A 24626-nucleotide genomic window follows, 5' to 3' on the forward strand; every position below is an offset into this window, starting at 1 on the left:
TCGTCTCGATCGTGCTACTCAAAAGGGCGTAAGACCGCGTTAGGCCGCTGTCCCCACCAAGACAGCTACCTTTCGCGTAGTATCCGGATGATTTGTCCGCTACGGGGGCCTGAAACATGACTCGCAAGATGCTAGACACCATACTGCCGTGGCAGGTTGTCACCAGCTCGGTCACTTATGAGGATCGGTGGCTACGCATCCGCAGTGATCACTGCCTCACTCCCCGCGGCGTTCAAGTGAACCCGTACCATGTGATCGAATATCCCAACTGGGTTAACGTGGTCGCGTTGGCTCGCGAAACTCTTCAGCTGGTCCTCGTGAGAGAGTATCGGCACGGGAGACGGGAGGTTGTCACCGGACTGGTGAGCGGCACCGTCGAGCCTAGCGATGCCGCGGGAGCGGCCGACCCAGCTGAATCAGCCGCCCGCCGCGAGTTGTGCGAGGAGACAGGGTACAATGCCGGTGAGCTCAAGAAACTCCTCGTCTCATATCCAAACCCGGCGAACCAGAACAACCTCGTGATCTCATATCTCGCGCTGGACCTCGTGCTAGGCGGAGACCGATTGCTCGACGCCTCCGAAGACATAGAGGTCGTGCTCGCTGAGTTGCCGGAGGTAATGCTGCGCCTTCGGAGCGGCGAGCTGCGCATGCAGGCGATGCACGTTGCTGCCCTTTGGTCTGCGTGCGCGCACATAATCGGAAGCGACAACCTGACCGCCGCGGCCGTAGCACTGCGCGAGAAGCTTGTGACGGCACTGGGCGTGGCCTAACCTGTCATCGGCAGCGCCGCGCATGCGAGGCTGGGCTTTCTCCATTCCCACGGCAGCAGTTCGTGCAGGCGGCTGTGCGCAATAGGGCGACGGAAAGGACCTCGATGTAAAGGTTGAAGCGCCCAAGGTTGAAGCACCCACGGTCGAAGCGCCCAAGGTCGAAGCGCCAGCCGCGCCCGCTCCGGCAGAGCCGGCAGAGCCGGCCGCACCTGCCCCAGCCGCGCCCGCTCCGGCAGCACCTGCTGACGGCGGCTGAAGGACGCCTTCAGGGGAAAGGTCCGCAACCTACAGCCCCGCTTTTATTTGAGCGATTGTCAGTCGTTTGCGGGGGTGGCCGGCGCCACTTGGGGGGCGTTGGGGTAGATTGCCTGTAGGGCGCAGGCCGGCGGCGTTGGGGTCCGCCGCCGTTGGATACTGCCGAACCTGGCGATTCAAGTAATTCGGTGATCGCGGAAGTCCCTGTGCACTGCCGTCGGTCTCGCTTTCCTCATTGGTCGCCCGGACCGGCAGATAGGCATTGGTGTCCAACCGCAGCACGATCTGAATGAGGTCCGATCGGCCGATCTTTATTTCACCAGCAATGGAGTTGAGTGCACCCTCGGTTGCCTCCAGCTATCGAGATCTCGGTATGGTTCGTCGCCAGCAACAAACGGCACGAGTTGAGGATGTGCCGGCGAATCGCCGAGTTCAAAGCCGCGTTTGCCAAGGGCCAATATTTCAACGAGCACATCCGCAATCACTTCCGGTATTATTTGGTTGCGACCGATAACGATGCTGCGTGACCTGCCGATCGGTATTCATCGTGTTCGCTTTGGTGAATCGCCTTGCTGTTTCCACTCGCGTTGGACCTCGATTTCCTCTGGTTCTTTCTTGTCTACCGTCGCGGTCTCGCTGTCGGCCTCACTGGCCGCGCGAAGCAGTTCGTCCAGTTTGGCGTGCAGCGCCTGCGTATCGCGATGCTCGGCGCGCTGGATGAACAACGTCATCGCCCACGTCGCCAGTGTCGCAATGGCGTGCCAATCGAGGCTATCCCGATCGAAGATTAGCCAGAGGCCGGCATAGGCAAAAAAGATCAGAAATGCCTGCGGGCGCGACGTCAGCGTGCCAATGTGGGTGATAGTGCTTCGGACCTGGTGGTTTGCCATGTGCAAGGCCTCCTATGTATCTCCATAGGATAGCGGCTGGCGGTCCGGGGAGTAGTGACCAAGATCGCGCATGTCGAGGGTCCTGGTCGCATATGGGGCACCCTAAAAAGTGCTCTGCATCGGGCTTGATCTGCCGATCGTGACCTCTGCCCGGGCATCCAGTGGCTTCGCCCGGAATTGCGACGCTGACGCGTCCTCGGTGACTTGCTTTCGCGCCGTGGCCGTTATCACCACCCCGTCACCAATGCCAATTCCCCGCGCCATGCAGAAGATTTTGGAGCGGCAAGCGGCATCGTCAAGCGTTGGCTAATATAGATGAGCCCGCTTCATCCAATCGATGGATGAAGCCCATATGGGCCGGTGCTACTTTGATGCATAGCGCGACCATGGCAAGGCCAGGGACGGCAGCCCGGTTTTGCTGCCCAAGAAGCCCGCTGGCTCTAGGGGCTGAATATGAGCAAGACGACTCTCATTGCTATCGCTATCCTCGCAATCAGCGTCGGCTATGCCGAAGCCGCGGACCGTAAGGTCGAAACCGCGCCCCTCGGGACGTACGCCAATTCGAAGAACCTGCCGGTTTGCAGCGCGTCAAGCTCACTCTTCGAAGTCCTCGGTGACAAGTGTTTTCTCGTCAAGGGTTCGATGATCTATGGCGACATCGCCGAGCTTTCCCAGATAATCACTTTGGGCTGGTAGCCGGAGCAACAACGGCGCTCGACGCTAATTCCGCAGCCTTACGCCGACACCACACTGCTATCGGCCGTGCCGTTGATCGAACTGCTCGAACTGGAGACCGACAGCGGCACGATTGAGCTGGCCATGAATAGGATCGTCGCCCGCCAGCGATTTCCCCCTCATGAAAAAGTCTGACGCGAGATTGATTTGGTTTAAAGCCGCTTCTTTGCGCGTGAATCGCAAGAGTTTTCCCAGGGGCGGTGGGGACAGGGCGATCTTGTCGTCGACATTTGTCGGCTGGCCACCCCAACCGATCTTCGTCGGTGTATCCACGATCCGCTGTATGCCGCGCTACTGATCTTTCATGCGCAGCAAAGCGGGTGACGCCTTAGCAATCGACATCCGGACCCAAGCGGCGGAAGCGCCTGGCGATTCAAGAGCATGTCGCAGTGTAAGTTCCTTCCGAACGCCTTGCCGTTATGAAGCAACTGCCTGCGATCCGAACCTAGTTCGTTTTCAACTGGCCGACGCGGTTTTCGGCGATCCAGCGGGCGGCGAGCACCAATGCGCCCATACTGAAATCCTTGCCGTGCTTGGCCACCATTTCTTCCGACAGGTTGGCGAGCCGTTCGAAAAATTCGTCCTTGCTATGGTCCTCGGGTGTGGGTTCCGTTTGCATCTTTTCCTCCTTTTGCATGCAACCACTATTTGAACATCTGCGCGGGAAAAGTGACGATCGCGGCGGTGCCGTCTACCGAACCTACCGCCAGGTGCCGTCCGTCACCCGACCAGGCAAGCGCCGCGATCTCACCGCCCAAGGGTCTGACCAGCAGTTCGTCCCGCGCGCCGATCTGGGCTATGGTGATCCGGCCATTGGTATAGCCGGCTGCAATCAGTTTCTTCTCCGGGTGCGCAGCCACTGTCTCGACCGGCACCAGCCCGGCGCGGCCAGTCTCCAACGCGCCGGAGGCATCGCCGTGAAGCGGCGGGGCGGTCATTGACCAGCCGGCGATCCGGAATGCGCCCGATGTGAACAGCGCATTCTCCGGCAGGCTCCAGCATACTGTCCGGACCGGCGATGGAAATCCTTCGACGATGTCAGCTCGGCCATCGGTCACGCTGACCAAAGCAAAGCCTCCGGTTTCGAGCCCGCAGGCCAACCAAGTGCCGTCGCCACTCCAGCGGATCGACACGGGGCGCGCTGAAAAACTGATATCGCTTATCAAGGTCGCGTCGCCTTCGACAATCCAAATCGATAATCCGTCCTCCAGACCATAAGCGAGGCGCCGTCCACCCGGCGAAAAGGCAAGCGCGTCCGTGGACGGTGCCGCACCATGTCGCAGTCTCACCGCGTCGCCGTGGCCGCGTGACAGGAAGACATCCTGCCCGTTGCTGACGGCTGTCATTGCCGGCTGGCGGCTGTGGTCGATAGCGACGATCGGTCCGTCGATCTTCACCAGCGTCTCCATCACGCTGCCGTCCGCGGTCAGATGCACCGCCTCGCCGGCCGCTGTTCCGACGAGGAAGCTGGACCGAAGGTAGCTGGCGAGCGGGATATCGCCATCTCCCAATGCAGCAGTGGCAATCAATGGCGCTGGTAACTTTTCCCTTGGGCGGATCGTCGTCTGGCCGAGATCGCCGCTCACTCTGATCCGCGACTCCGGCGGCTCCTGGTCCGCGACCGTGGCTATTGCGACCGTTCCGTCCATGCACGTGAAGGCGACTATCGAGTCATCGGTGCTGAAGCGCAGATCGGCGATCGCCGACGGGCGACGCCAGCTCCGCGCCAGCAGGTCGAACAAGGTCAGGTTCTGTATCGCGTGCTGGTTCATGGCTGGCTCCCATCGTAATTCTCATCCGGTGCCGCGAGGCTGCGGTCGACGTCCTCGACGTCGGCTTCCGCGGCGACGATGCGCTCCTCGCACGCCGCACATGCGAGCATGATTGCCGCGGCTCTCTCCTCCGCTTCATGCAAGTCCTGCACCAGTTGCGCGTTCGCGCCGCTCCTGCCGATTTCGAGTTCCAGGCGCAACACATCCATCTCGATGCCGGCGCGCTTCTGATTCAGCCGCAGCGCCTCGGCAGTAAGCGCGGAGACGTTGGCGATCAGATCGAGCCGGCGAGCGAGCAGCGCGTCACGCCAGTCAGGTTGCCCCATCGGATCCTCCTGTCATTTTTCGCTTCCAGCCATCGGTCCGTGCGGTTTTTCAAAAGCTGACAGCAACCTGGGCAACGTGCCCGCCTGCGAATGGAACTGTTTTTCAGCCGTTTCGATGTGGCTCTTGAGCTGATCCCAGATGTCGACGCGGATCATCGATGTCGTATCGCCGGTGAGGTGCTCGATCTCGTCGACGCGGAACTGACGCGACAGCGAAACGCCGGAAAACACGAAGTCGCGCAACAAGATCGCATGGTTCTCGATGAACAGATGGATCATCGGATGGGTTTCCGTGGTGACGCCGCCGGCGGCAAGCTCGGCCCGGATGAAATCCTGGAAGTGGCTCTGGAGGCGATGTTGGCTCTCGCCCATGAAGCGCATGACAAAGACCAGATCGCGGGGCATCAGCCTGACAAGATCGCCGGTGACGCCATCGGCCTGGCTGGACATCGGCTCGTGCGGCCCTCGGCTGTCTTTGTTGTTCGGCATGTTCTCTCTCCGGCGCGTCGCCCCGCCCATGGGCCATCGCCGTCAAATAGTAGAGAAAGGGTAACAATTGAATAGATAATATTTGTTGTCGGATTTGCTGCACGTGCTAACTAACTATGTTGCAATTGCGAATAGATGCTAAATATTACAGGCGTACGTTACAACTGTAAAAGAACGTTACAGTTGGCTATCAGCTCATATGCCGAAAGAGCGGCGATTTTGTTTTGAGCGCCAGCCATGGGTGCTGTTTTCAAATTGGCACGGCGCTTGCCTTGTACACTTCCATAAGAAGCCCATCGCGCTTTTTGACGCGGTGCCAAAAGAACGAAGGAACGGAGGAAGCAGGGACCAGTCGCGTCCGCTTCGATACGCGCCATCGCAAATGCGATTGGCGCCGAGGATCCCTGCCAGACGCCTCTAGAACCTTTGCCGCGATCCACTTGAACGGCCGAACCATGAGTCGCGCCTGAATGCGCAGCCCTTTGTCGTGCCGTTCGCACTCTCACTAGCGGTGCTGTGCGCCGCTTCATGCCGGGGTCAAGGGACCTGCGGCTCAAACCTGGTGGAGGCTTATGACCATGACGTCTCTGACGCTCAACAAGATTACCTCGCAACGCGGAATCTCCGTGGGCGAGGCAACCAAGAAGATTGCCGATCTCGGCTGGAATCCTTCCTACGTCCAGGAAGCGATGACGTTTCCGACAGACTATAAGATCAACAAGACGCCGCGAGACCCGATGAAGCAGGTCCTGCGGTCCTATTTCCCCATGCAGGAAGAGAAGGACAATCGCGTATATGGCGCGCTCGATGCGGCGTTGCGCGGTGACATGTTCCGCAACGTCGAGCCGCGCTGGGTCGAGTGGATGAAACTCTTCCTGGCCATCATTCCCTTCCCGGAAATCTCCGCCGCTCGATCGATGGCGATGGTCGCCCGCATCGCGCCCGGCGAGGAGCTCAGGACCGGCTTCACCATGCAGATGATCGACGAGTTCCGTCACTCGACGATCCAGATGAATTTGAAGAAATGGTACATGGAGAACTACATCGATCCGGCCGGCTTCGACATCACCGAGGAAGCCTTCGGAAAATGCTATGCTACGACTATCGGCCGGCAGTTCGCGGAAGGCTTCATCACCGGCGACACCATGACCGCCGCCTGCATGTACCTGACCGTGGTCGCCGAGACCGCCTTCACCAACACGCTGTTCGTCGCCATGCCTTCGGAAGCCGCCCGCAACGGTGACTATGCGCTGCCGACCGTCTTCCTGTCGGTGCAGTCCGACGAGAGCCGGCATATCGGCAATGGCCATTCGCTGCTGATGGCGGCGCTCAAGGAGCCGGAAAATCACCTCTTGCTCGAGCGCGACCTTCGCTACGCCTTCTGGCAGAACCACGCGATCGTCGACGCGGCCATCGGCACCTTCATCGAATACGGCACCACCAACCGCGACAAGAACAAGGAGTCCTACGCGGAAATGTGGCACCGCTGGATCTACGAGGACTACTACCGCACCTACATGCTGCCGCTCGAGAAATACGGCATCAAGGTCCATCACGACGACGTCCAGGCGGCCTGGGAACGCATTACCAAGAAGAATTACGTCCACAAGGTCGGACAGTTCTTCGCGGTCGGCTGGCCGGTCAACTTCTGGCGCATCGAAGCCCAGACCGACAAAGACTTCGAGTGGTTCGAGCACAAGTATCCGGGCTGGTACGCCGAATTCGGCGACTTCTGGAAATGGTACGCCAAGCTCAGCCACAAGGGCGAGAAGGTGCTGCTGTTCAACAGCGACGTCGGTTACGTCTATCCGCACCGCTGCTGGTCCTGCCTCGTTCCCTGCCTGATCCGTGAGGATATGGTTGTCGGCGAGATCGACGGCCAGCTGCACACCTTCGCCCACGAACTCGACAAGTGGACTGCCACCGTGGCGTTCGCCGACGAGTATCAGGGCCGGCCGACGCCCGCGATGGGCCGCTTCAGCGGCAAGCGCGAGTGGGAGACGCTCTATGACGGCTGGGATCTGGCCGATGCGATCAAGGACCTGAACTTCGTCCGCTCTGACGGCAAGACGCTCGTCCCGCAGCCGCATATGCGCTTCGACGACACGGAGATGTGGACGCTGGACGACGTGCGAGGCAACAAGCTCGGATCGCCGCTCAACGCGCTGCGTGCCATGTCGCCCGCGGACCGTGAGAAGCACCTGGCGGAATACCGGGCCGGCTTCACGATCAATCCCTGCAACTGATCAGGCCAAGGGGCGGGTTCGTCCCGCCCCTTCTCTTACTGGAGGTCCGTATGTCGGAAACCCACATGGTCAGGCTTAGCCCGGTCGGCGTCGAATTCGATGTCGAAAATGGCGAAACGGTGCTCAACGCCGCGTTCCGCCAGGGCATCGCGCTGCCGCACGGCTGCAAGGAAGGGCAATGCTCAGCCTGCAAGAGCGTGTTGCTCGACGGCGAAGTCGACATGCTCAAATACTCGACCTTCGCGCTAAACGACATGGAGAAGGAGAGCGGCCACGTCCTTTTGTGCCGCTGCATCGCCTACTCCGATCTGGAAGTCGAGCTTCTCAACTACGACGAGGAGATTTTGGCGAAAGCGATCGCTGTGAAGACGTTCAAGGGCCGGATTGCTCGGATCGAGCACCTGACCCACGACATTCGCGGCATCGAGATCGAACTCGGCTCGCCGATAAAGTTCTGGGCGGGACAATATGTCGAGATCACGGTTACCACGCAAAAAGGGGAGACGATTACGCGCTCGTTCTCCATGGCAAATACGCCGGACCAAACCGAAAAACTCTGCTTCATCATCAAAAAATACCCTGAGGGAAAGTTCTCCGGAGAACTCGATTCCGGAGGAATCAAGGTCGGAGCACAGGTCACTGTCGTCGGACCCTACGGAACCTGTTTCCGCCGGGACGAACGGCAAGGACCCCTGATCCTGGTCGGGGCCGGATCGGGCATGTCACCGATCTGGTCTATCCTCAACGACCATCTGAAGAGCGGCGAGAAACGTCCGGTCTACTTCTTCTACGGCGCCCGCACCCGCAACGACCTGTTCTATCTCGACAGGATCGCTGAACTCGTCGGCAATCATTCCGACGTCACCTTCATTCCCGTGCTGTCGCACGCGAATGACGACGCTGAATGGCAAGGTGAGCGCGGTTTCGTACACCAGAGTGTCGACGCCAAGCTCAAGCAACTGGCGGTCGACGGGCAGGGCGATGTTCATGCCTGTGGTCCGCCGCCAATGATCGATGCGCTTCAGCCGGTTCTGTTCATGAATGGGTTCGAGACGGAGCGGATCTTCTTCGACAAGTTCACCACATCGGCAGGTGCAACGCCGGCCCACTAAGAGGGTGGCCACGCAACTGTACCACAACTGCAACAAGGGAGTGAAGACTATGCCAGCTACCTCGAGTTCAGTCGGATCCGGAGCCGCCGGCGCGGCGCTCTTTGCCGACTCCGACAGCCGGAAGTACCGGTATTTCGACCCGAAGGGCCAGCGTGCGACCCACTACGAGGACATGACGGTCGACGTGCAGCCCGATCCCGAGCGTTACCTGATCCAGGACTGGATCATCTCCTTTGCCGACGGCAAGGGCGCCTATGTCAAGCAGAACACCGCCGCGCAGAGCTCCAACTGGCATGCCTTCCGCGCTCCGGACCAGGAATGGGAGCGTACGCACTACCAGCGTCAGTCGAAGATCGAGACGATGGTGCAGAGCGTCATCAACAATGCCCGCAAATCGGGCGCGCCCAAGACTTTCGACAAAGCCTGGGTCAAGATACTGCAGACGCAGCTCGGCGGGTGGAAACATGCCGAATTCGGGCTCGGCACCTCGCTGATGCAGGCACAGCGCTACGGCTACACCCAGATGATCAACAACGCGACGTTGACCAACTCGTCCTACAAGCTCCGGCTTGCGCAGGACATTACGCTCTACCTTGCCGAGATCGGTATGGACCTTTCCGGCTGGGACGACGAACTCGGCAAGAAGACCTGGCTCGAAGACAAGAACTGGCAAGGCACCCGCGAAGCGGTCGAGACCATCATGGGCGCGACCGACTATCTCGAACAATATTTCGCCATCAACATCATCTTCGAACCGCTGGTCGGGGAAGCATTCCGCTCAGGGTTCCTGATGCAGATCGCCGCCGCCAACCATGACTTCATCACGCCTGCAGTGATCTCGGCGGCCGAGGCCGACTACGAGCGCAACCTCGCCAACACGATCGACCTCATGCACTTGCTCGCCAACGATGAGAAACACGGCGCGACGAACAAGAAGCTCTTCCAGGGCTGGGTCAAGAAACACGGCGCGCTCGCCGACAAGGCAGCCATCGGCCTGCAGCCGATCTGGTCGATGCCGCATTCCAAGCCAGTCGCGTTCGCGGATGTCCGCGCCAAATCCGAGGAACGGATTGGCCAGATCCTCGGCGAACTCGGCCTCAAGCGCTGACACAGGGAGAAATGCCATGTCACTAGCAGCACGCGACGCAACGCATTCCAACATCTTCAAGGAGATGAAGGACATCACCTTCGAACAGACGATTTCGCATCAATGCGGCGTCACCATGAATGACTCGGTCGAGGCCAGGGCCATCGCCGAATTCATGGGCCAGAAGCCGGGGGTGACCATCACCTACCAGCCGGCACTGATCCGCATCGACGGTGACGGCAAGCTGATCTTCAAGATGGACGCGATCGGTGAATATCTCGGCCGTGAGATTTCAGCGGAGACCTTCGAGGTCAACACCTCCACCCACTACGGCCGCATGGTTCGCGTCGACGACAACACCGTGATCCTGTTCGGCAACATGGATGAGATGTTCGAATACATCGAATAGCCGCCAAAAAAAAACCGGGCGCGCCGCCCTGGTTGCGGCGTGCCGAACCGATCAACGCCCATCCTGCGGAGGAAAGAATGTTTAGGACACCGGAAGGCAAGGATATCTTCGTGGTCGACGGCCACACCCATTTCTGGGACGGCAGCCCGGACAACCAGAAAAATGTCCACGGCAAGCAGTTCATCGATTGCTTCTACGCCTATCACACCGGGCTGAGCCCCAAGGACCAGCTTTGGGAGAAGAGCAAGTTCGAGAAATACAGCGCCGACGATCTCTATCGCGACCTGTTCATCGACGGTCCCGATGATGTGGCGATCGTCCAGTCGACCTATCTCAAGGACTTCTACAAGGACGGCTTCAACACGATCGAGCGCAACGCCGAGGTGGCCAAGCGCTATCCGGAGCGTTTCATCGTCAACGGTGCCTTTGACCCCCGCGACGGTGAGAAGGCTCTCGAATACATCCACTTCCTCAAGGAGACTTACAACGTCAAGGGCGTGAAGATGTACACGGCCGAATGGAACGGCGCTTCCAAGGGCTGGAAGCTCACCGATCCCGATGCCTACAAGTGCTTCGAGCTCTGCGACAAGCTCGGTATCAGGAACATCCACGTCCACAAGGGTCCGACGATCATCCCGCTCAGCAAGGATGCGTTCGACGTGCATGACGTCGACTACGCGGCGACGGATTTCCAGGGCCTCAACTGGATCATCGAGCATTGCGGCCTGCCGCGTCTCGACGATTTCTGCTGGATCGCGACGCAGGAAACCAACGTCTATGGCGGACTGGCGGTAGCGCTGCCCTTCATCCATTCCCGCCCGCGCTATTTTGGCGAGGTCATCGCCGAACTGCTGTTCTGGATTGGGCCGGAGAAGATCCTGTTCGGTTCCGACTACGCGATCTGGACGCCGCGTTGGCTGGTCGAGAAATTCTGGGCCTACCAGATCCCCGAGGACATCGCCGCGGAACGCGGTGTGCAGCTGACCGACGAGATAAAGGAGAAGATCCTCGGCCTCAATGCCGCGCGCCTATACAGCATCGACATCGAAGCCAAGAAGAAGGCGCTCGCCGGTTCGCCCTTCAGCATTGCGGCGGAGTAGGGGCCATGGCAACCGCCAGCGTTTCCGGCAACCGCGAGAACGAACTCTGGCGGCGCCTTGGTGAGGTCAACGACCCGGAGCTCGACGAACCGATTACCGAGATGGGCTTCGTCGAGCGGGCCGCGATGACGAGCGATGGCAGCGTGGAGATAGACTTCCGCCTGCCGACCTACTGGTGCTCGCCCAACTTCGCGTTCCTGATGCTGGACGGCGTCCGCAAGGCGCTGGACCAGCTCTCATGGTCGCCGGCCTATCGCGTCAAGCTGCACGACCACATGTTCGCGGAGGAGGTCAATCGCGGCATGGAAGCCGGCAAGACATTCAGCGATATATTCGCCGAGCTTGCCGAGGATCAGGATCTCGGCGCTTTGCGCGAAACCTTCAGGATGAAGGCATTCAAGCGGCGCCAGGAGGCAGTCCTGCGCGGCCTCAGGCAGCACGGTCTGACGGATCGGGAAATCCTCGCCATGGACCTGCCGGCATACGACGTCGCCCGGTTCGAACCGGGCGAGGCGGCCAACCAGAAGCCGAGGTACCGGGCGGCTTTGCTCGAGCGCTACCCCGACCGCCGCGCGGATGATCCTGTCTTCGTGACGTGGGAAGGGCAACGGATTCCGCCCGCCGCACTCGGGGCCCATCTCGCCGAACTGCGCGGTGTGCGCGTCAACATGGAGTTCAACGGCGCGCTTTGTCGTGGACTCAAGCAGACCAGATACAAGGAACTGGATGTGGTCGAGGGCGAACCGACGCTGGTCGATTTCATCATGGATCGCGTGCCGGCACGAGCCGCGCCGACCGCCTGAAGCAGAGCTGAAGACAACGGCCTCCCTCGCACGAGGCCCCTAACCAACAACCCGCCCGTAAGGCGGAAGGAGGAATCATGCCCAAAATAATGCTTCACAATTCCGACGCCCGCCGTGCTCTCGCCCGTGGCGTTTTTCGGCTGGCCGCTGCCGTCGAGCCGACGCTCGGCCCCAAGGGTATGAACGCCATGATCGACCGGCCGATCGGCACGCCGATGGTGACCCGTGACGGTGTCAGCATCGCCTCCGAGATCGAATTGCACGACCGTTTCGAAAACATGGGCGCGCAAGTGGTCCGCGAGGTCTCGATGCAGACCAATGAGGTCGCTGGCGACGGTACCACGACTGCCATCGTGCTCGCCAACGCTCTCATCCAGGGCGGTGTGGAGGCGAATGAACGCGGCGTGAAATCCGTCGATCTGTGCAAGGGCATAGACCTTGCCGTGGCGGCGGTGGTGGCCGCGCTCAAGGCCTCGGCCAAGCCGGCAAAGGGCAACGGCATCCTGGCTTCGGTCGCCAACGTCGCTGCGACCGACGCGAAGCTTGGCGCGCTGGTTGCGGAAGCCCATCAGCGCGTGGGAGCCGAAGGTGTTATCACCACGGACTTCAGCGTCACCACCGAGACCACGCTCGATGTGGTCGAGGGCATGTCCTTCGAACGCGGCTATCTTTCTCATCACATGGTGACTGACCAGGAGAAGATGGAGGCGGTTCTCGAACGACCCTACATCTTGATGACCGATCTCAAGATCAAGGAGCCTGAGGCGCTGAATGCGGTTCGCCGCATTGCCGACGAGGATGGTCGGCCGCTGCTTATTGTGTCCGAGGAAATGTCGCCGGAAGTTGTGGTGACGCTGCTCGGCAAGCAGGGACCTGGAAAATACCTCGTCGTCCATCCGCCGGAATATGGCCATTGGCGCAAGGCGATGATGGAGGATCTGGCGATCATCACCGGCGGCAAGGTGATCGCGCGCGACCTCGGCGGCCGGCTGGAGGACATCACCGCCGACGATCTCGGAACAGCCGACCGGGTCAAGACCAGTTCGTCCTACACCTCGATCATCCGCGGTGGTGGCGATCATGCGGCAATCGCGTCGCGTCGCGCCCAGGTGCAGCGGCAGTATGAAGCTTCGCCGCCGAACATCGACCAGGACAAGCTGCGCGAACGTCTGGCCAAGCTTTCTGGCGGCACCGCGATCCTTTATGCCGGCGGTGTCACACCCGTCGAGCAGAAGCGAACCATTCAGCTCATCGAGGATTCGCTGAATGCGGTACGCGCCGCATCCGAAGAGGGCGTGGTCGCCGGCGGTGGTTCGGCGCTTGCCCAGATCGCGCCGCTGCTCGACAAGGTGTCGGCTGGCGTCGACGGCGATGTCGCCGAAGGCGTGCGCCTGGTGCGGTCGGTGCTGTCGCGGCCACTCTGGCGCATCGCCGCCAATGCCGGCGCCGATCCCGAAGCAGTTGTGGCGGAAGTTACGCGCATCAATGGCGGCTACGGCTACAACGCGTCTGCCGGCAGCTATCAAAACATGTTCGAGGCAGGGATCATCGATCCGGTTCGTGTCACCTACACAGCGCTCGCCAACGCAGCTTCGGTGGCGACGCTGATCCTGACCACCGAAACGCTGATTGGCCATCTCGCCGAGGACGAGGATCCGACGGCCGGACCGGCTCGCGGCGGCGGCTCCGAAAAGCTCGGCCGCGCCTAAGCAATCCGAAAGCGATCCGAACAAATCTCGACGTTGAAAGGATACGACGATGAAAGCTGCCAGACTGTACGAATACGATCCGCAAATGAATGTCCAGCTCAGGATCGAAGAGGTCAAGGCGCCGACAATCACCGCCCCCGACGAAGTGATCGTGCGGGTCGGTGCTGCCGGCCTTTGCCGCACCGACCTGCATATCATCGAGGGTGTGTGGAAGCCGACCATGGATCCCGAAGGCACGCTCTTGCCCTACATCATGGGTCACGAGAATGCTGGCTGGGTCGAGGAAGTTGGCAGCGGCGTCAAGTCGGTCAAGCGCGGCGACGCCGTGATCTGCCATCCCTTCCGCTCGTGCGGGATCTGCCTCAACTGCCGGCATGGCGAGGACATGTACTGCGACAACGGCCAGTTTCCCGGCCTTGGCATGAATGGCGGCTTCGCCGAATATTTCATCACCAGCGAGCGCTCGCTGATCAAGCTGAACGCCAATATCACGCCGATCGAAGTGGCGCCCTTGGCTGACGCCGGCATCACCGCCTACCGCGCCGCCAAGCGGGCGGCCAAGCTGCTAAGGCCAGGGAGTTACTGCGTCCTGCTCGGCATAGGCGGGCTCGGCCACATCGCGCTGCAGTCGCTGCATGCGATTTCGGGTTGCCGCATCATCGCCGTCGATCGCGAACCGGCGGCACAGGTGCTGGCCAAGGATCTTGGCGCCGACTACGTCCTTGATGGCGGGCCGAACATCGTCGAGGAGGTCAGCCAGATCACCGGCGGCGGCGCTCATGTGGTGATCGATTTCGTCGGCGAACTCGGCGTCGAGAACATCTGCTGGAAGATGGTGCGCAAGGGCGGCCAGCTATTCGTCGTCGGCTATGGCGGCAATATCAATGTGCCGACTGCCCATCTCGTCATCGAGGAGATCAACATCGGCGGCAGCCTGGTCGGCAATTTTACCGAGCTTGTCGAACTGATGGAGCTCAACGCCGACGGCAAGGTGAAGATGCACTACACCGAATACAACCTCGCCAGCATCAACACCGCACTCGACGATTTCAAGAACCGGCGGTTCACCGGCCGCGGCGTCATCGTGCCCTGAAGCGTCTGGTCGGGCCTGCACGGAGCGGGCCCGACGCGCTGCCGCCTATGGCGAGGGTCCAAGCGGCATCAGCAAGGTCGCGGCAGCTGTGGTGATTTCGCTGATCATTGGCAACAGTCTCGGCTACGTCTCCGAGAAAGTGACAGCTGCTGTCGTGAAGAGCTGATCTAACCCCCGCTACCGCTTCAGTGATTGACTTATCCCAACCCCGTGGCGCGAATGCCGCGGGCTTCTTTCGTGCCGGTGACAGGCTCTAGATGAAACCGCGGCGGATGCCGTATTGGTCGAGCTTGCGATAGAGCGTTGGCCGGGAGATACCGAGCCGCCGTGCGACCCGACTGAGGTTGCCGCCTTCGGCTGCCAATGCGTTTTTCATCGCCTGGCGTTCCGCCTCGACGAGCGTGCCTACGTCCTGCGGGGTCGCTGCACTGCTGTTCGATCCGGCTTCCGATTCAGAGCCGGGCGCCGTGATCTCCTCGGGAAGGTCGTAAAGTCCGATGTCGCGGCCACGCGCCAGGACGTGCAACCGCCCGATGAGGTTCTTCAGTTCGCGCACATTGCCCGGCCAACCATAGGCGAGCAGGGCCTCGAGTGCTTCGTGCGAGAATTCCAGCGGCTCCTCACCCGCTGCGGTGGCGATCTGCCGGTTGAAATGCTCGATCAGCAGCAGCACATCTTCGCCGCGCTCGCGCAGCGGTGGAACGGTGATCGAGACCGCGCCAATTCGATAGTAGAGATCGCTGCGGAAGCGGCCTGCGGCAATTTCCTGCTTGAGATCGCGATTGGTTGAGGCGACCAGGCGTACATCCACCGGGCGACCCCGGCTGTCGCCAATGCGGTGCACCACACGCTCTTCCAGCACACGCAGCAGGAACGGCTGGATCTCAAGGGGCAATTCGCCGATCTCGTCGAGACTGAGGACGCCACCATTGGCGAGCTCGAAAACGCCCGGTTTGCCTTCCCGCGAGGCGCCGGTAAAGGCACCGGCGACATGGCCGAACAATTCGCTGCCGAACAGGTCTCTGGTAATCGCCCCGCAATTCATCGCAATGAACGGATCGTTTGCCGTGCGCCGGCTGCCGGCATGGACAAGCCGCGCAAACAGCTCCTTCCCGACCCCTGTTTCACCTTCGACCAACAGCGATGTTACGCTGCCCGACCGAGCGACGCGGCAGGCGACGTCGATGGCAGCCTGCAGCGCTTCGCTTTCGCCGACGATCATGGCGACAGCATCCTGAAGATGCTTGTTCACTTCCCGGTGGACGACCGTCACGCTGGAGACTGCCGGCACGGAGGGGAACACCAGCGCCGCGCCGCGGAGGTCGCCGTCGAGCTTGAGCGGCGTGATGTGGCAGGATCGCAGATGGGCCGGCAGCGCTCTGGCAAGATCGGCTTCGGAGCCGGAGGACGGAAGGTTCATCAGCCAGCGGCCACGGCCGGGCTCCATCGGGCCGTCCATCATCTCGGTGGTCTCGCCGTCAGGCACATTGTTGCAGAAGATGGCGCGGCCGCGATGGTCGACGATTACCAGCCCGTCTTTTCGGCGGTAGCTGGGAGCCGATGAAATGAAAGCTTCGAGCAGGCGCGTGCGCTGTTCCTGCTGCTGTTCGGCCAATGCCTTTTCGATCTGCCGGGCTGTGGCGGCGACGAGCGCGGTGTTGTGCGGCCTGAAGATCGGCGAATAGCCTGACAGGTCGACGACACCGATGATCTTGCCGTCCAGCGGGTCGCGGATCGGCGCGCCGGCGCAGGTCCAGGATTTGATCCCGGCGCAGAAATGCTCGGCCGCATGCACGAAAGTCGGCTCACCGGTCCACAGCGCCGTACCGATGCCGTTCGTCCCGACGGCATCCTCGTTCCATTTGCCGCCGATGGCGAGGTGAATATCCATGCCGTCATGCAGCGTCTTCTTGTCGCCGATGGCGTCGATCAGCACGCCATCGCTGTCGGCCAAAACCAGCATCGCGCCGGTCCCGTCCAATAACTGGCCAAGGGAGGCGAACGACCGCCGTGCCGCCGAAAGCAGTTCTGCATTGGCCCGGGTCAGATATTCGATTTCGTCGCGATCACTGCTCAGCGGCGCTTCAATGCCTTGAGCGTTGATGCCGCCGGTGGCACTGCGATACCAGGAATCGTGAATGAGGGAGCGAACGTGGCTTGGGTGGACAGGATCGCGAGCGCATTTGGGCTCGTCAGCCAGAAAACTTTCCCAGGCGCGCATGGTGGCACGCTCGTCATAGTCGATGTTGCTCAGAGCCAATTGGCCGGTGGCCAGCGAGGTACGCGCCGGAAGGGCATCGATCTTCACCTGATTGGGGGCTATCTCACGTTTCATTCAGTCATCACAGAACCTTTGAGGTATGCCATTTCTGTATGCTGTCCCGTTCGTATACTGCCGCGAGTTGGGCGCGAAGAAGGATGTCCGGGCGTGTGCCTGATCAGTTGATGCCGAGTTTCGCGCCGATGTCGAAGGCAAGCTGTTCTTCGGTATAGGTGGCAGCGAGGCGGGATCCGTCCATGTCGGCAAGCGCCTCGGCAATGGTTTCGTCAACCGGCGAGAAGAAGCCATTCTGCTTTGTTGCCAGCACGAAGACCTGGTCGCCGCCGCGGTCGCGGATATCGCCGATGTGATGAAGTTGACGGCCGGTGTTCCGATCCTTCGAAATTACGCGGCCGTTCATGGTGACCTGGATGGATGGCTTGGCCTCGGCCACCGATGCCGCGCCGCCACCGACATGGATGATCAGGCCTTCCGCCTTGGGTTGCTGGCGTGGCTTTCGCGAAGCTGAATAGCCGCCACCGCTGATCTGGTCGGCAAGGCGGACGATGGTCGAGCGGTTTTGCTCGATCAGTCTTTTGACTTGTGCGTCCTCGCGCCGCGGGCCATCCCGCTTGGAGATAATCTCGACCATGAATCCTCCCAGATTCGCTCAGCGTCGCCGTCGATACGGCTCATTCTTCTCTTGAGGTGCACCCTACACCGCCTCGGCAAAGTTCGCCATTGATATCACATAGCGCTAAAATTCTGGTCGCTGGTAGCAGGCGGCTGCTACACGGGATTTTCCGGTACTGGGCGCGTTTGAGTAATGCCCGCGGGTCAGGCTGCCTTGCTCTTCAATTCCGCGGCTTCGCAATCGAGTGGTCGCCTGTCGCGCAGGTAGAGCGCGCATGTAGTGCGCGGCATGGAGGCAAAGTTCGGGATATGGCCGTTGATCTCCAGCGCTTCGTCGCGTCGATAGGAACTTAGGCGCCGTCATCCCCTGTCGATGGGCGATCTCGTCCAACAGCGAGGATTGCTCGTTGCGTAGTTGTCAGTGTTGGACAAATACGTACACCATTGCGGCGCCGGACAACAACTCAGCTGGTTCGGAATCGAGGTTCGGGCAAGATCCGTGAGGGCGCACCATCGAACGTTTGCGTCGTCGACCGCCATTGAGGCGCGCAAAGCCTACGTGTAGCGTCCGTGGCGCTGCAGCACCTCGATCTGATAGCCGTCGGGCGCTCGATGAAGAACGGTGCCGAGAAAGCCAGGCTTCACCATTGGTTCGAGTGGTTGGATGGGCTTGTCGGTGACAATGCCAGTCTCAACAACAACGACGTTAACTACGGGCGGGCTAGGCGGCTGTTCGAGGAAATCGGCAGTGTCCTCGATGTCGGTAACGCCGCATGACCGCGGCCCTACTGATGCGCGCGTTGGTCTCCGAGCGTGTTTGCTTCGGCCAACCTAGCCAGCGCCTGTTCGACTTTTTGAGCCGACGCGTCCGTGCGCTTGATGTGCCGCAAAATTTGTTGCCTCAGCAGCACGAACCTTGCGGCGCGATATTCGTCGCCGTATCTCGCAGTTTTGAGGTGGAGGGTCGCGAGCCTCATGGGCCACGATTCCAATTATCAAGCAGTAGAATTCGCCAATCCGAATTTCGTTCCGATGTCCGACCTTACGCCAAAGTAGCCGAGGCAATTTCAGGTGAGGCAAAGCACTCACATATTATTGCCTGGGGCTGTTGGGGTCGATCTTCGTCATGCGTTCCTTGGCCTCGACCAGACGCCGTTGCGTTCGTATCCTGCTGCACAGCGCGATATTCTCGGCGATCATTTCTTCCGTGCGTGCAAGCGCGAGCTCGGCCCGTTTGATGCGCTGCTCGGCAGTATCGGCCGCCGTCCCGCGTCCGTGGGGTTCCATGATGTCCATGAGTTTCTAACACATGGCGGGCAATATCGTTCCCTGATGTCGGGCGAAACGGGTGCCGCATGACGGACCCGCTCGCCGATCCAGAGCGCAACAACCTCGCCCCGTTGGCCTGCCAGTACTGCAACACCAGCCTGCAGGGCAAACGGCGCTATGCGAAATTTTGCTCGGTAAACTGCCGGGTGAATTCCCATCGCCAGGATGTCGGCCGCGTCGAAGCGATCACTGCTCAAGCCCTCATAGATGGGCCGATGCGCAACGCCTTGATCGAGACTGGCGATCTAAACCCGCAAGACGAACACGATGCGGAAAAGTTGCGAGAGGCTTTCACCTCCATGTGCCGCCAGTTTGCGAAGAAATATGCGTAACACGATCGCCGGTTACGGCTAGCGGACATGGGCTAGATTCGGCGCATTGGAAATTCCTCTCGCATGCTTGCCCGCATAAATACCGCCAAGACTTCGGCGCCCGACTTCGAAAAGCTTCTTCAGATCCCCGAGCGGCCGGCCGCGATCGGCGAGGCCGAGGGAGCCTTGCAGGAGGCCGGCGGCCCGCCAGGCAGGCCAGCGCCGCCACATCGAAGCAGGCCAGCGTCTTGCCTCTCAGCGTCTTGGCGAGCCGCCTGTGATCAGCCAGCACGACGTCGACGACATCGGTGCCGAGCTGCAACCGCTGTTCGCTGCCGAGGCCGAAGCCAAGGCGCGCCGCGACCAGGCCGTTCAAGAATACGAGGCAGGCCTGGTGCCAGCGTTGGCCGAACCGCTTCGCCAGTATCGCGACGCCATCGCTGAAGCGCTCGACCATCTCGACGCGCTGTTCGCAGACGGGATGCGGTTCAATGCAAGGGCCAAGTATGCCGGCGTCGACCTGAAGCGGTTCGGCCATTTGCCGGGATGCGTTCCTCCCCTAATGCAGCATCTGGAAATGGTCCGCAAAGTCTTCAACCACGCCAACCGGACCTGATGCTGCGATGAACCTCGAAGATCGAGAGGCGCTTGAAAAATAGGCAAATCGCTGCCCCAGACTTTTGCGTCCTTGATTATCATCCCCCCGGATGCTTGGGATCACCTCCGCAGCCTACTTTGCTGTCGACGCTCGGAACGATCTGCCGCGCGTTCACCGTGGCGGCGGTTCGGCGACCAGCAACACTGCCGTCCACAAAGCAGGCTGTGACATCAAGCGCAACATCAACGAGCGCGGTGAGCACATCTATCACGTTCCCGGTCAGGAGTAATACGAGCGGACCAGGATTTCCCTCGGGAATCGAAGCCGTGGGTGAAGCCGCCTGACCTGAGACCCTGAACTTCCTCCGGGTTGGATGGGCAGTGCATTCGACTCAGAGCAAGGGCTGGCCCAGGCCCGACACCATGGTATCTCCGTCGACGCGGCCCAGAATGAGCGAGCGCCTCCAATGCCGCAGATCCGGCGCGCCCTCGCCGCGGTCAGGCGCTTCGAACCTTTCCAGTGGGGTCCAGCCTTCGCCTCCCGCCACCATGACGCGACCGCCGGCGGCAAGAACCAAAGCAACGCCGCCCGCGACATCCCAGATGTTCGGGCGCTCGAAGTGCGCCGCCTCGAGGAGGCCGGCCCCGACGAAGGCGCATTCTATGGCGGCCGAACCGGTCGTTCTCATTTCCCAGCCGCCTTTGTTCGATTGCCCACCGGGCACCCCGGCCAGATGCCGGCGCACAAGCGGATTTTGCTGTGGCGCAACTGCCTCACCATTGAAGCAGGGCGCTCCGCCCAGCGAAGCATGATAGACCCCTGATCTGAGCGCATGGCTCGTCGCGCACCAGATCGCGCCCGCCACTGGCCGACCGCGATGCAGGACGCCGATGGTCGCAGCAAAAAGCGGGAAGCCGTTGATGAAATTGGCCGTCCCGTCGATCGGGTCGACCGCCCAGACAAAGTCATTGTCGCGCGCCGGGCGCTCGTCCAACTCCTCCCCGATTACGTCGTGCTCCGGAAAAGATTTGGCGAGGCGGGCGCGGATCAGTTCCTCGATCCGGTGGTCCGTCTCCGACACCGGATCCTGCCAGATTCCTTCTGCCTCGGAACCGGCCTTGTAGCGGACAGAGAGCATTCCGCCGAGCGCCGTCTTGATTTCGGCCCCCGCGAGATTTGCGAGTTCGACCGCCGTCTGTTCGATCTTTGCGAGGTATCCTGCTTCGATCGCTGTATCATGCCGGGATTCGATGTGCGTGTTCATGCTTCCTCCTGGTTCGCCTTGATCGCTTCCGGTGCGCGCGGAGCCTCCACCGGAAGGAGGATTTCGACTGGCTTCCCATGCACTTCGGCTTCGATCTCCGAACGCTTTTCCGGCCGGTCGGGCAGCTTGTCGTCGATGCGAAGGCTCGTATCTCCGTCATACTCGATCCGCAGGCGCCGGCCATGGACGGCCGTTGCTGGAGATACGGTCTGGTCCGGCGCGACCAGCCAATTGAGCATGTCGGAGCGCTGGTCCCGACGAATGCTGACGACGTCGAAGACCCGATCGCCTGAGTTCGCCTCTGGATAGAACGGCAGTCTGGAACCGATATAGCCGATGTTCAGCGCCTCCACCGCCAGCAGATCGCCCTCGACCCGGACACCGTCGATGTCGATGTCCACGTCGAGCGGGTCCGCCTTCTTCAGAATATCCAGCAACGCATCGCGGCCGAGCTGGATTTTCTGCTCGCGTGTCGCCTCCTTGTCGACCTTCGTGCCGATCGCCATCGCGAAGATGCCGCATCCCACGGCCTCGACGAACGGCCGTTTTCCCCAGGGAGCGGTGGCCAGACCGATGTCGAACCGCTGTCTCCGCCCCGTTTCCCATCCCGCTGAATGCTTCCGCACATCGCCGCCAATGCCGAGGGACGTTGCGAGGTTGTTGGCGGTACCTAGGGGAAGGATGGCTATCGGAATTCCGCGGTCGGCTATCCCGGTGATCACCTTCCGGACGGTGCCGTCGCCGCCAGCAACGACCACCAAGTCGGCCGTTTCCTTCAGCATTGCCTCGAAATCCGGCCCTTTGGTCGAGCAATATGTGACGCGGAGCCCCGCGTGGCTCAAGACCGCGAGCATGTCCCTCTTTGAATGGTCGCCCGAGCCGGCGTGGGGATTGTGAAAGAGCAGCGCGTCCATCAGCGTCTAACGGACGAACCCCGATTTGGCTCCCCGGGGAGCGCAATATTGCACCGGCGCGGCCAAACAAAAGGGCGGTGCGCCGGCGTCCTTTCCTATCGCGTGACCAGAGCGCGGAAGGGGTAGGTTGAAGGATCAATCCGCCCTGCAGATCACTTCACTGAACATGGTACCGTTGCGATTAAACGTCTGCAGATGATCGAGCGTCGCTGCATCGTCCATCGTATCACCCCAACTGCCGACGATCGCGAGGAGCGAGTTTGAGGACGTGCCGCCGGAGACCTTCGCCGCGTTCAAAGCCGCCTTTGCCAAGGGCCGCTTCTTCAACGAACACATCCGCAATCACTTCCGCTACCGTCTGGTTGGTACTCAATAACGAGCTTCAATGGCCTGAACCTGTCGAAAGCCTACGGAGAGTTTCTGTCATTTCTCGCGCCTGCGAATCTGCAACGGGGTGCGGTTTTTTGGTGTACGATAATGCCGCACGAACAAAATCTCTGGGCGAAGGGGTTTGTCATGCCGATTCATGGAAGAGCCGAGGATGCAGGTGTTCAACCCATCCGACCTGGCGCTACTTGGCCGCGTGTTCAATCGTTTGAAGATTGACGGTTAATCCGAAGAACAGCTCGAAACGCTCGCGTCCCGAAATATTTGTCAATTACATGGCCGGAGTGGTGGACGAGGAAGAACTTCTGTCGGCGTCGAAACAAGCGCTGGGGCGGTAAGCCCGGGTAAAGCAAGCTGAGTCGATCCTTCCAACCGCCGGTTGGTAGACGCGACACAGCCGGCGCGCGTAGGATTTCCTACGATCCGGGCACAAGCCCCCCCGCCTACCCCCGTGCCTGGTGAACGACTGAAGCCCGCTGTGCCGAAAGGTGCGGCGGGTTTTCTTTACCTCCGTATGGAACACTTGGTTGGAGGGACAGTTCGGTTCCTGCAGCATCTCCTGTGCAGAAATGCTGCAAGGTGGGGAAGGCGGATGAGCATCGTCCGAAGGGTCGGTCCAGTTCTGGATCAGGCAATCGCCGCAATCCTCAACAGGGCGGACCATGGGGACATCGTCTCGATCAAAGCGGCATTGAACCATATTCGGCACTCTGCGCCTGATTTGGTCGCATCCAACGACGAGCTAATAGAGGCAATTATAGAGGCCGCTACTGCCCTGGGCCTGACCGTGGCTTCCGATGCGGACGAGTAGTCGCCGTCCAACCTAGCGCCAGTTATCCTCGCCCTCTACCAAACATCTGAGCACCCCCTAATTTACCCCTCATGGGTCTTCTCTGGTTCTCTCCCCCCGTCTACGTGAAGGCGAACCGTCCGGGCATTCGCCATGGGGTCAGCCACGTCGAGGGTGCCGCTGAGGAACTCATGGCGTGGGACACAAAGGGGCCGAGGTGGACGAAAGCGGTCCAATCATGCGTTGACGCGTTCGAGGGCAGAGTGTTCCCCCAAGAGGTCCGTGAAGCCTTTGAGGCGGCGGCCAAGGAGGCGAGCGTATATCTCTCGCCTGAGTAGGAGGTATCATGGCAACCCTTTGGTTCGTCCCTCCGGTGTTCGTGAAGACTGAAACGGAAGGTGCCAGGCATGGCTGCAACAACACGAGGGCAGCCCTTGAGCAGCTCAAGACGTGGACCCGGAGAGGACCTCGCTGGCACAAGGCGTGGACCCTCTGCCTGTCAGCACTGGAGGGCGATCCGATTGACCCTCACGTGATCCGAAAGGCTTTCGTGGCTGCCGCTAAGGAGGCGGAGATGTACCTCTCGCCCGAGTAGGAGGTATCATGGCCATCCATTGGTTTCACCCTCCGGTCTTTATCGAAACCGACCAACCTGGGCTCACCTACGTCTGCACCAATGTCGAGGGTGCCGCTGCGGAACTCATGAAGTGGACCAAGCGTGGACCCAAGTGGAAGGAGGCGGTCGAGGTCTGCATGGGTCTACTTGAAGGCGAGGGCACAGTCGACTATCGCCCGAGACGAATGACCATCGTCTGCCGCAGACGTCGACTCTTAAGCTGGCGCACTCCCGCGCCGAACTAAGGCGTGAACCGTCATGCCTTCCACATCGATACGCAAAACGGAATACGATCCGGACCGTAGGACCCTCTCGGTGTGGTTCGTGGCCAGCGGCAAATGCTACCAGTTTGAGGATGTGCCGCCGGAGACCTTCGCCGAGTTCCGAGCCGCATTCGCCAAGGGCCGCTTCTTCAACGAGCGCATCCGCAATCGATTCCGGTACCGCCTGGTCGGGACCGCCAACAATTCTGGATGACCCCAGCCGTATGCGAAAGCCAACTCACCTATCCATCGAGCTTCAACGGCTCATGGTCGGGAGGATAATGATGCAGCACCTCGCCAAGGTTTCGCTTGTCGAACGTCTGACCACAGACGGGGCAGAACTCGAAATGCTCTGCTTCGTCCTTCGCAGGCGGCCCGTGGCGCTTGCCCTTGATCCCGGTTGCGGGGTTGTTGGTTCTATCTCGGCTCACGTTGATTGTCCCGAACTGTGATAGGGACGGCCCG

At 60.7% G+C, this 24626-nt stretch carries 33 protein-coding genes and 1 pseudogene; 20 read left to right on the forward strand and 14 right to left on the reverse strand.

Features of this window, described 5'->3' with window-relative positions; translation table 11 throughout:
• The first annotated feature begins 116 nt into the window (after nt 1–116).
• Entirely contained in the window at nt 117–770 is a 654-nt protein-coding gene (locus BQ8482_RS28215) for an NUDIX hydrolase (RefSeq protein WP_244603007.1), read from the forward strand.
• Between the two features lie 797 nt (nt 771–1567).
• On the opposite strand, the gene BQ8482_RS28230 is transcribed toward BQ8482_RS28215, so the two are convergent.
• Entirely contained in the window at nt 1568–1915 is a 348-nt protein-coding gene (locus BQ8482_RS28230) for a low affinity iron permease family protein (RefSeq protein WP_123150589.1), read from the reverse strand.
• A 453-nt stretch (nt 1916–2368) separates the two neighbouring features.
• On the opposite strand from BQ8482_RS28230, the gene BQ8482_RS28235 reads away from it, so the two are divergent.
• A complete protein-coding gene (locus BQ8482_RS28235) occupies nt 2369–2611 on the forward strand; it encodes a hypothetical protein (RefSeq protein WP_123150590.1) in 243 nt (80 codons plus the stop codon).
• A gap of 57 nt (nt 2612–2668) precedes the next feature.
• On the opposite strand, the gene BQ8482_RS37865 is transcribed toward BQ8482_RS28235, so the two are convergent.
• The 5 genes from BQ8482_RS37865 to BQ8482_RS28255 form a co-directional block, all read right to left on the reverse strand.
• The gene (locus tag BQ8482_RS37865) at nt 2669–2923 is read right to left on the reverse strand and encodes a hypothetical protein (RefSeq protein ID WP_133254848.1); all 255 of its coding nucleotides are present in this window, start codon (nt 2921–2923) and stop codon (nt 2669–2671) included.
• Between the two features lie 172 nt (nt 2924–3095).
• Nucleotides 3096–3269 (reverse strand): hypothetical protein, encoded by a 174-nt coding sequence (locus BQ8482_RS38370; RefSeq protein WP_165848746.1) that lies wholly within the window; start codon nt 3267–3269, stop codon nt 3096–3098.
• A gap of 25 nt (nt 3270–3294) precedes the next feature.
• Nucleotides 3295–4422, reverse strand: coding sequence for a WD40 repeat domain-containing protein (locus BQ8482_RS28245; protein WP_123150592.1), 1128 nt, complete (start codon nt 4420–4422; stop codon nt 3295–3297).
• Nucleotides 4419–4748: a hypothetical protein gene (locus BQ8482_RS28250; protein WP_123150593.1), complete on the reverse strand. Its 330-nt coding sequence runs from the start codon at nt 4746–4748 to the stop codon at nt 4419–4421. The genes BQ8482_RS28245 and BQ8482_RS28250 overlap by 4 nt, the downstream gene beginning before the upstream one ends.
• Nucleotides 4749–4760: 12 nt before the next feature.
• A complete protein-coding gene (locus BQ8482_RS28255; protein WP_123150762.1) occupies nt 4761–5237 on the reverse strand; it encodes a hypothetical protein in 477 nt (158 codons plus the stop codon).
• Between the two features lie 572 nt (nt 5238–5809).
• On the opposite strand from BQ8482_RS28255, the gene BQ8482_RS28260 reads away from it, so the two are divergent.
• The 8 genes from BQ8482_RS28260 (at nt 5810) to BQ8482_RS28295 (ending at nt 14796) form a co-directional block, all read left to right on the forward strand.
• A complete protein-coding gene (locus tag BQ8482_RS28260; RefSeq protein WP_206072795.1) occupies nt 5810–7483 on the forward strand; it encodes an aromatic/alkene/methane monooxygenase hydroxylase/oxygenase subunit alpha in 1674 nt (557 codons plus the stop codon).
• A gap of 50 nt (nt 7484–7533) precedes the next feature.
• Nucleotides 7534–8595 (forward strand): NADH:ubiquinone reductase (Na(+)-transporting) subunit F, encoded by a 1062-nt coding sequence (locus BQ8482_RS28265; RefSeq protein WP_123150594.1) that lies wholly within the window; start codon nt 7534–7536, stop codon nt 8593–8595.
• A gap of 49 nt (nt 8596–8644) precedes the next feature.
• Nucleotides 8645–9703: an aromatic/alkene monooxygenase hydroxylase subunit beta gene (locus tag BQ8482_RS28270; protein ID WP_123150595.1), complete on the forward strand. Its 1059-nt coding sequence runs from the start codon at nt 8645–8647 to the stop codon at nt 9701–9703.
• 16 nt (nt 9704–9719) lie between these two features.
• On the forward strand, nt 9720–10091 hold the full coding sequence (locus tag BQ8482_RS28275) for an MmoB/DmpM family protein (protein ID WP_006206781.1): 372 nt from the start codon (nt 9720–9722) through the stop codon (nt 10089–10091).
• Between the two features lie 77 nt (nt 10092–10168).
• Entirely contained in the window at nt 10169–11191 is a 1023-nt protein-coding gene (locus BQ8482_RS28280) for an amidohydrolase family protein (protein WP_123150763.1), read from the forward strand.
• 5 nt (nt 11192–11196) lie between these two features.
• The gene (locus BQ8482_RS28285; RefSeq protein WP_123150596.1) at nt 11197–11994 is read left to right on the forward strand and encodes an iron-sulfur cluster assembly protein; all 798 of its coding nucleotides are present in this window, start codon (nt 11197–11199) and stop codon (nt 11992–11994) included.
• A 77-nt stretch (nt 11995–12071) separates the two neighbouring features.
• Nucleotides 12072–13703: a molecular chaperone GroEL gene (gene groEL, locus BQ8482_RS28290; RefSeq protein ID WP_123150597.1), complete on the forward strand. Its 1632-nt coding sequence runs from the start codon at nt 12072–12074 to the stop codon at nt 13701–13703.
• A gap of 49 nt (nt 13704–13752) precedes the next feature.
• Nucleotides 13753–14796: an NAD(P)-dependent alcohol dehydrogenase gene (locus BQ8482_RS28295; protein WP_123150598.1), complete on the forward strand. Its 1044-nt coding sequence runs from the start codon at nt 13753–13755 to the stop codon at nt 14794–14796.
• A 253-nt stretch (nt 14797–15049) separates the two neighbouring features.
• Here the strand turns inward: BQ8482_RS28295 and BQ8482_RS28300 are convergent, their stop codons facing one another.
• From BQ8482_RS28300 to BQ8482_RS39625, 3 genes and pseudogenes are all read right to left on the reverse strand, one after another.
• Nucleotides 15050–17131 (reverse strand): sigma-54-dependent Fis family transcriptional regulator, encoded by a 2082-nt coding sequence (locus tag BQ8482_RS28300; RefSeq protein ID WP_123150599.1) that lies wholly within the window; start codon nt 17129–17131, stop codon nt 15050–15052.
• A gap of 103 nt (nt 17132–17234) precedes the next feature.
• Nucleotides 17235–17708, reverse strand: a complete 474-nt coding sequence (locus tag BQ8482_RS28305; RefSeq protein ID WP_123150600.1) for a hypothetical protein — start codon at nt 17706–17708, stop codon at nt 17235–17237.
• A gap of 185 nt (nt 17709–17893) precedes the next feature.
• Nucleotides 17894–18086: pseudogene (locus BQ8482_RS39625) on the reverse strand (ribbon-helix-helix domain-containing protein); the annotation flags it as partial.
• Between the two features lie 173 nt (nt 18087–18259).
• Between BQ8482_RS39625 and BQ8482_RS28315 the strand changes: the two are divergent.
• Complete coding sequence (locus tag BQ8482_RS28315; protein WP_123150601.1) at nt 18260–18466, forward strand: hypothetical protein; 207 nt, start codon at nt 18260–18262, stop codon at nt 18464–18466.
• Between the two features lie 8 nt (nt 18467–18474).
• On the opposite strand, the gene BQ8482_RS28320 is transcribed toward BQ8482_RS28315, so the two are convergent.
• Both BQ8482_RS28320 and BQ8482_RS28325 read right to left on the reverse strand, forming a co-directional pair.
• Nucleotides 18475–18666 (reverse strand): hypothetical protein, encoded by a 192-nt coding sequence (locus BQ8482_RS28320; RefSeq protein WP_123150602.1) that lies wholly within the window; start codon nt 18664–18666, stop codon nt 18475–18477.
• 115 nt (nt 18667–18781) lie between these two features.
• Entirely contained in the window at nt 18782–18985 is a 204-nt protein-coding gene (locus tag BQ8482_RS28325) for a hypothetical protein (RefSeq protein WP_244603008.1), read from the reverse strand.
• Between the two features lie 59 nt (nt 18986–19044).
• Between BQ8482_RS28325 and BQ8482_RS28330 the strand changes: the two genes are divergently transcribed.
• The 3 genes from BQ8482_RS28330 (at nt 19045) to BQ8482_RS38745 (ending at nt 20216) form a co-directional block, all read left to right on the forward strand.
• Nucleotides 19045–19350: a hypothetical protein gene (locus tag BQ8482_RS28330; protein WP_123150603.1), complete on the forward strand. Its 306-nt coding sequence runs from the start codon at nt 19045–19047 to the stop codon at nt 19348–19350.
• 256 nt (nt 19351–19606) lie between these two features.
• Nucleotides 19607–19945 carry a hypothetical protein gene (locus tag BQ8482_RS28340; RefSeq protein WP_123150605.1) on the forward strand — a complete coding sequence of 113 codons (339 nt, stop codon included), beginning with the start codon at nt 19607–19609 and terminating at the stop codon, nt 19943–19945.
• 91 nt (nt 19946–20036) lie between these two features.
• Nucleotides 20037–20216, forward strand: a complete 180-nt coding sequence (locus tag BQ8482_RS38745) for a hypothetical protein (RefSeq protein ID WP_208867854.1) — start codon at nt 20037–20039, stop codon at nt 20214–20216.
• Nucleotides 20217–20318: 102 nt separating this feature from the next.
• On the opposite strand, the gene BQ8482_RS28350 is transcribed toward BQ8482_RS38745, so the two are convergent.
• Nucleotides 20319–21191, reverse strand: a complete 873-nt coding sequence (locus BQ8482_RS28350) for an inositol monophosphatase family protein (protein ID WP_123150606.1) — start codon at nt 21189–21191, stop codon at nt 20319–20321.
• On the reverse strand, nt 21188–22105 hold the full coding sequence (locus BQ8482_RS28355) for a diacylglycerol/lipid kinase family protein (protein ID WP_123150607.1): 918 nt from the start codon (nt 22103–22105) through the stop codon (nt 21188–21190). The genes BQ8482_RS28350 and BQ8482_RS28355 overlap by 4 nt, the downstream gene beginning before the upstream one ends.
• A gap of 268 nt (nt 22106–22373) precedes the next feature.
• On the opposite strand from BQ8482_RS28355, the gene BQ8482_RS28360 reads away from it, so the two are divergent.
• The 6 genes from BQ8482_RS28360 (at nt 22374) to BQ8482_RS28390 (ending at nt 24375) form a co-directional block, all read left to right on the forward strand.
• Complete coding sequence (locus BQ8482_RS28360) at nt 22374–22481, forward strand: KTSC domain-containing protein (protein ID WP_244603009.1); 108 nt, start codon at nt 22374–22376, stop codon at nt 22479–22481.
• Between the two features lie 603 nt (nt 22482–23084).
• Nucleotides 23085–23303, forward strand: coding sequence for a hypothetical protein (locus tag BQ8482_RS28370; RefSeq protein ID WP_123150609.1), 219 nt, complete (start codon nt 23085–23087; stop codon nt 23301–23303).
• A 71-nt stretch (nt 23304–23374) separates the two neighbouring features.
• Nucleotides 23375–23620 (forward strand): DUF982 domain-containing protein, encoded by a 246-nt coding sequence (locus tag BQ8482_RS28375; RefSeq protein WP_123150610.1) that lies wholly within the window; start codon nt 23375–23377, stop codon nt 23618–23620.
• An 8-nt stretch (nt 23621–23628) separates the two neighbouring features.
• Complete coding sequence (locus BQ8482_RS28380) at nt 23629–23877, forward strand: DUF982 domain-containing protein (RefSeq protein WP_123150611.1); 249 nt, start codon at nt 23629–23631, stop codon at nt 23875–23877.
• A gap of 8 nt (nt 23878–23885) precedes the next feature.
• Nucleotides 23886–24143 (forward strand): DUF982 domain-containing protein, encoded by a 258-nt coding sequence (locus BQ8482_RS28385; RefSeq protein ID WP_244603010.1) that lies wholly within the window; start codon nt 23886–23888, stop codon nt 24141–24143.
• Nucleotides 24144–24156: 13 nt separating this feature from the next.
• On the forward strand, nt 24157–24375 hold the full coding sequence (locus BQ8482_RS28390; protein WP_123150612.1) for a KTSC domain-containing protein: 219 nt from the start codon (nt 24157–24159) through the stop codon (nt 24373–24375).
• Nucleotides 24376–24403: 28 nt separating this feature from the next.
• Here the strand turns inward: BQ8482_RS28390 and BQ8482_RS28395 are convergent, their stop codons facing one another.
• Nucleotides 24404–24592, reverse strand: coding sequence for a hypothetical protein (locus tag BQ8482_RS28395; protein WP_123150613.1), 189 nt, complete (start codon nt 24590–24592; stop codon nt 24404–24406).
• Between the last annotated feature and the right edge of the window lie 34 nt (nt 24593–24626).

Origin of the sequence: Mesorhizobium delmotii (genome assembly GCF_900149755.1) — a bacterium.
In the GTDB taxonomy this organism is placed as follows: Bacteria; Pseudomonadota; Alphaproteobacteria; order Rhizobiales; family Rhizobiaceae; genus Mesorhizobium; species Mesorhizobium delmotii.

Excerpts from the sequence above, each read along its gene's own strand:
- BQ8482_RS28370 (WP_123150609.1), top strand. The coding sequence starts at position 23,085 with ATGAGCATCGTCCGAAGGGTCGGTCCAGTTCTGGATCAGGCAATCGCC.
- BQ8482_RS28280 (WP_123150763.1), top strand. The coding sequence starts at position 10,169 with ATGTTTAGGACACCGGAAGGCAAGGATATCTTCGTGGTCGACGGCCAC.
- BQ8482_RS28235 (WP_123150590.1), top strand. The coding sequence starts at position 2,369 with ATGAGCAAGACGACTCTCATTGCTATCGCTATCCTCGCAATCAGCGTC.
- BQ8482_RS28320 (WP_123150602.1), bottom strand. The coding sequence starts at position 18,666 with ATGAGGCTCGCGACCCTCCACCTCAAAACTGCGAGATACGGCGACGAA.
- groEL (WP_123150597.1), top strand. The coding sequence starts at position 12,072 with ATGCCCAAAATAATGCTTCACAATTCCGACGCCCGCCGTGCTCTCGCC.
- BQ8482_RS28380 (WP_123150611.1), top strand. The coding sequence starts at position 23,629 with ATGGCAACCCTTTGGTTCGTCCCTCCGGTGTTCGTGAAGACTGAAACG.
- BQ8482_RS28230 (WP_123150589.1), bottom strand. The coding sequence starts at position 1,915 with ATGGCAAACCACCAGGTCCGAAGCACTATCACCCACATTGGCACGCTG.
- BQ8482_RS28390 (WP_123150612.1), top strand. The coding sequence starts at position 24,157 with ATGCCTTCCACATCGATACGCAAAACGGAATACGATCCGGACCGTAGG.
- BQ8482_RS28305 (WP_123150600.1), bottom strand. The coding sequence starts at position 17,708 with ATGGTCGAGATTATCTCCAAGCGGGATGGCCCGCGGCGCGAGGACGCA.
- BQ8482_RS28275 (WP_006206781.1), top strand. The coding sequence starts at position 9,720 with ATGTCACTAGCAGCACGCGACGCAACGCATTCCAACATCTTCAAGGAG.
- BQ8482_RS28255 (WP_123150762.1), bottom strand. The coding sequence starts at position 5,237 with ATGCCGAACAACAAAGACAGCCGAGGGCCGCACGAGCCGATGTCCAGC.
- BQ8482_RS28265 (WP_123150594.1), top strand. The coding sequence starts at position 7,534 with ATGTCGGAAACCCACATGGTCAGGCTTAGCCCGGTCGGCGTCGAATTC.
- BQ8482_RS28375 (WP_123150610.1), top strand. The coding sequence starts at position 23,375 with ATGGGTCTTCTCTGGTTCTCTCCCCCCGTCTACGTGAAGGCGAACCGT.
- BQ8482_RS28330 (WP_123150603.1), top strand. The coding sequence starts at position 19,045 with ATGACGGACCCGCTCGCCGATCCAGAGCGCAACAACCTCGCCCCGTTG.
- BQ8482_RS28350 (WP_123150606.1), bottom strand. The coding sequence starts at position 21,191 with ATGAACACGCACATCGAATCCCGGCATGATACAGCGATCGAAGCAGGA.
- BQ8482_RS28385 (WP_244603010.1), top strand. The coding sequence starts at position 23,886 with ATGGCCATCCATTGGTTTCACCCTCCGGTCTTTATCGAAACCGACCAA.
- BQ8482_RS28325 (WP_244603008.1), bottom strand. The coding sequence starts at position 18,985 with ATGGACATCATGGAACCCCACGGACGCGGGACGGCGGCCGATACTGCC.
- BQ8482_RS28260 (WP_206072795.1), top strand. The coding sequence starts at position 5,810 with ATGACCATGACGTCTCTGACGCTCAACAAGATTACCTCGCAACGCGGA.
- BQ8482_RS28245 (WP_123150592.1), bottom strand. The coding sequence starts at position 4,422 with ATGAACCAGCACGCGATACAGAACCTGACCTTGTTCGACCTGCTGGCG.
- BQ8482_RS28355 (WP_123150607.1), bottom strand. The coding sequence starts at position 22,105 with ATGGACGCGCTGCTCTTTCACAATCCCCACGCCGGCTCGGGCGACCAT.
- BQ8482_RS28250 (WP_123150593.1), bottom strand. The coding sequence starts at position 4,748 with ATGGGGCAACCTGACTGGCGTGACGCGCTGCTCGCTCGCCGGCTCGAT.
- BQ8482_RS38370 (WP_165848746.1), bottom strand. The coding sequence starts at position 3,269 with ATGCAAACGGAACCCACACCCGAGGACCATAGCAAGGACGAATTTTTC.
- BQ8482_RS28300 (WP_123150599.1), bottom strand. The coding sequence starts at position 17,131 with ATGAAACGTGAGATAGCCCCCAATCAGGTGAAGATCGATGCCCTTCCG.
- BQ8482_RS28285 (WP_123150596.1), top strand. The coding sequence starts at position 11,197 with ATGGCAACCGCCAGCGTTTCCGGCAACCGCGAGAACGAACTCTGGCGG.
- BQ8482_RS28270 (WP_123150595.1), top strand. The coding sequence starts at position 8,645 with ATGCCAGCTACCTCGAGTTCAGTCGGATCCGGAGCCGCCGGCGCGGCG.
- BQ8482_RS38745 (WP_208867854.1), top strand. The coding sequence starts at position 20,037 with ATGCTTGGGATCACCTCCGCAGCCTACTTTGCTGTCGACGCTCGGAAC.
- BQ8482_RS28215 (WP_244603007.1), top strand. The coding sequence starts at position 117 with ATGACTCGCAAGATGCTAGACACCATACTGCCGTGGCAGGTTGTCACC.
- BQ8482_RS28295 (WP_123150598.1), top strand. The coding sequence starts at position 13,753 with ATGAAAGCTGCCAGACTGTACGAATACGATCCGCAAATGAATGTCCAG.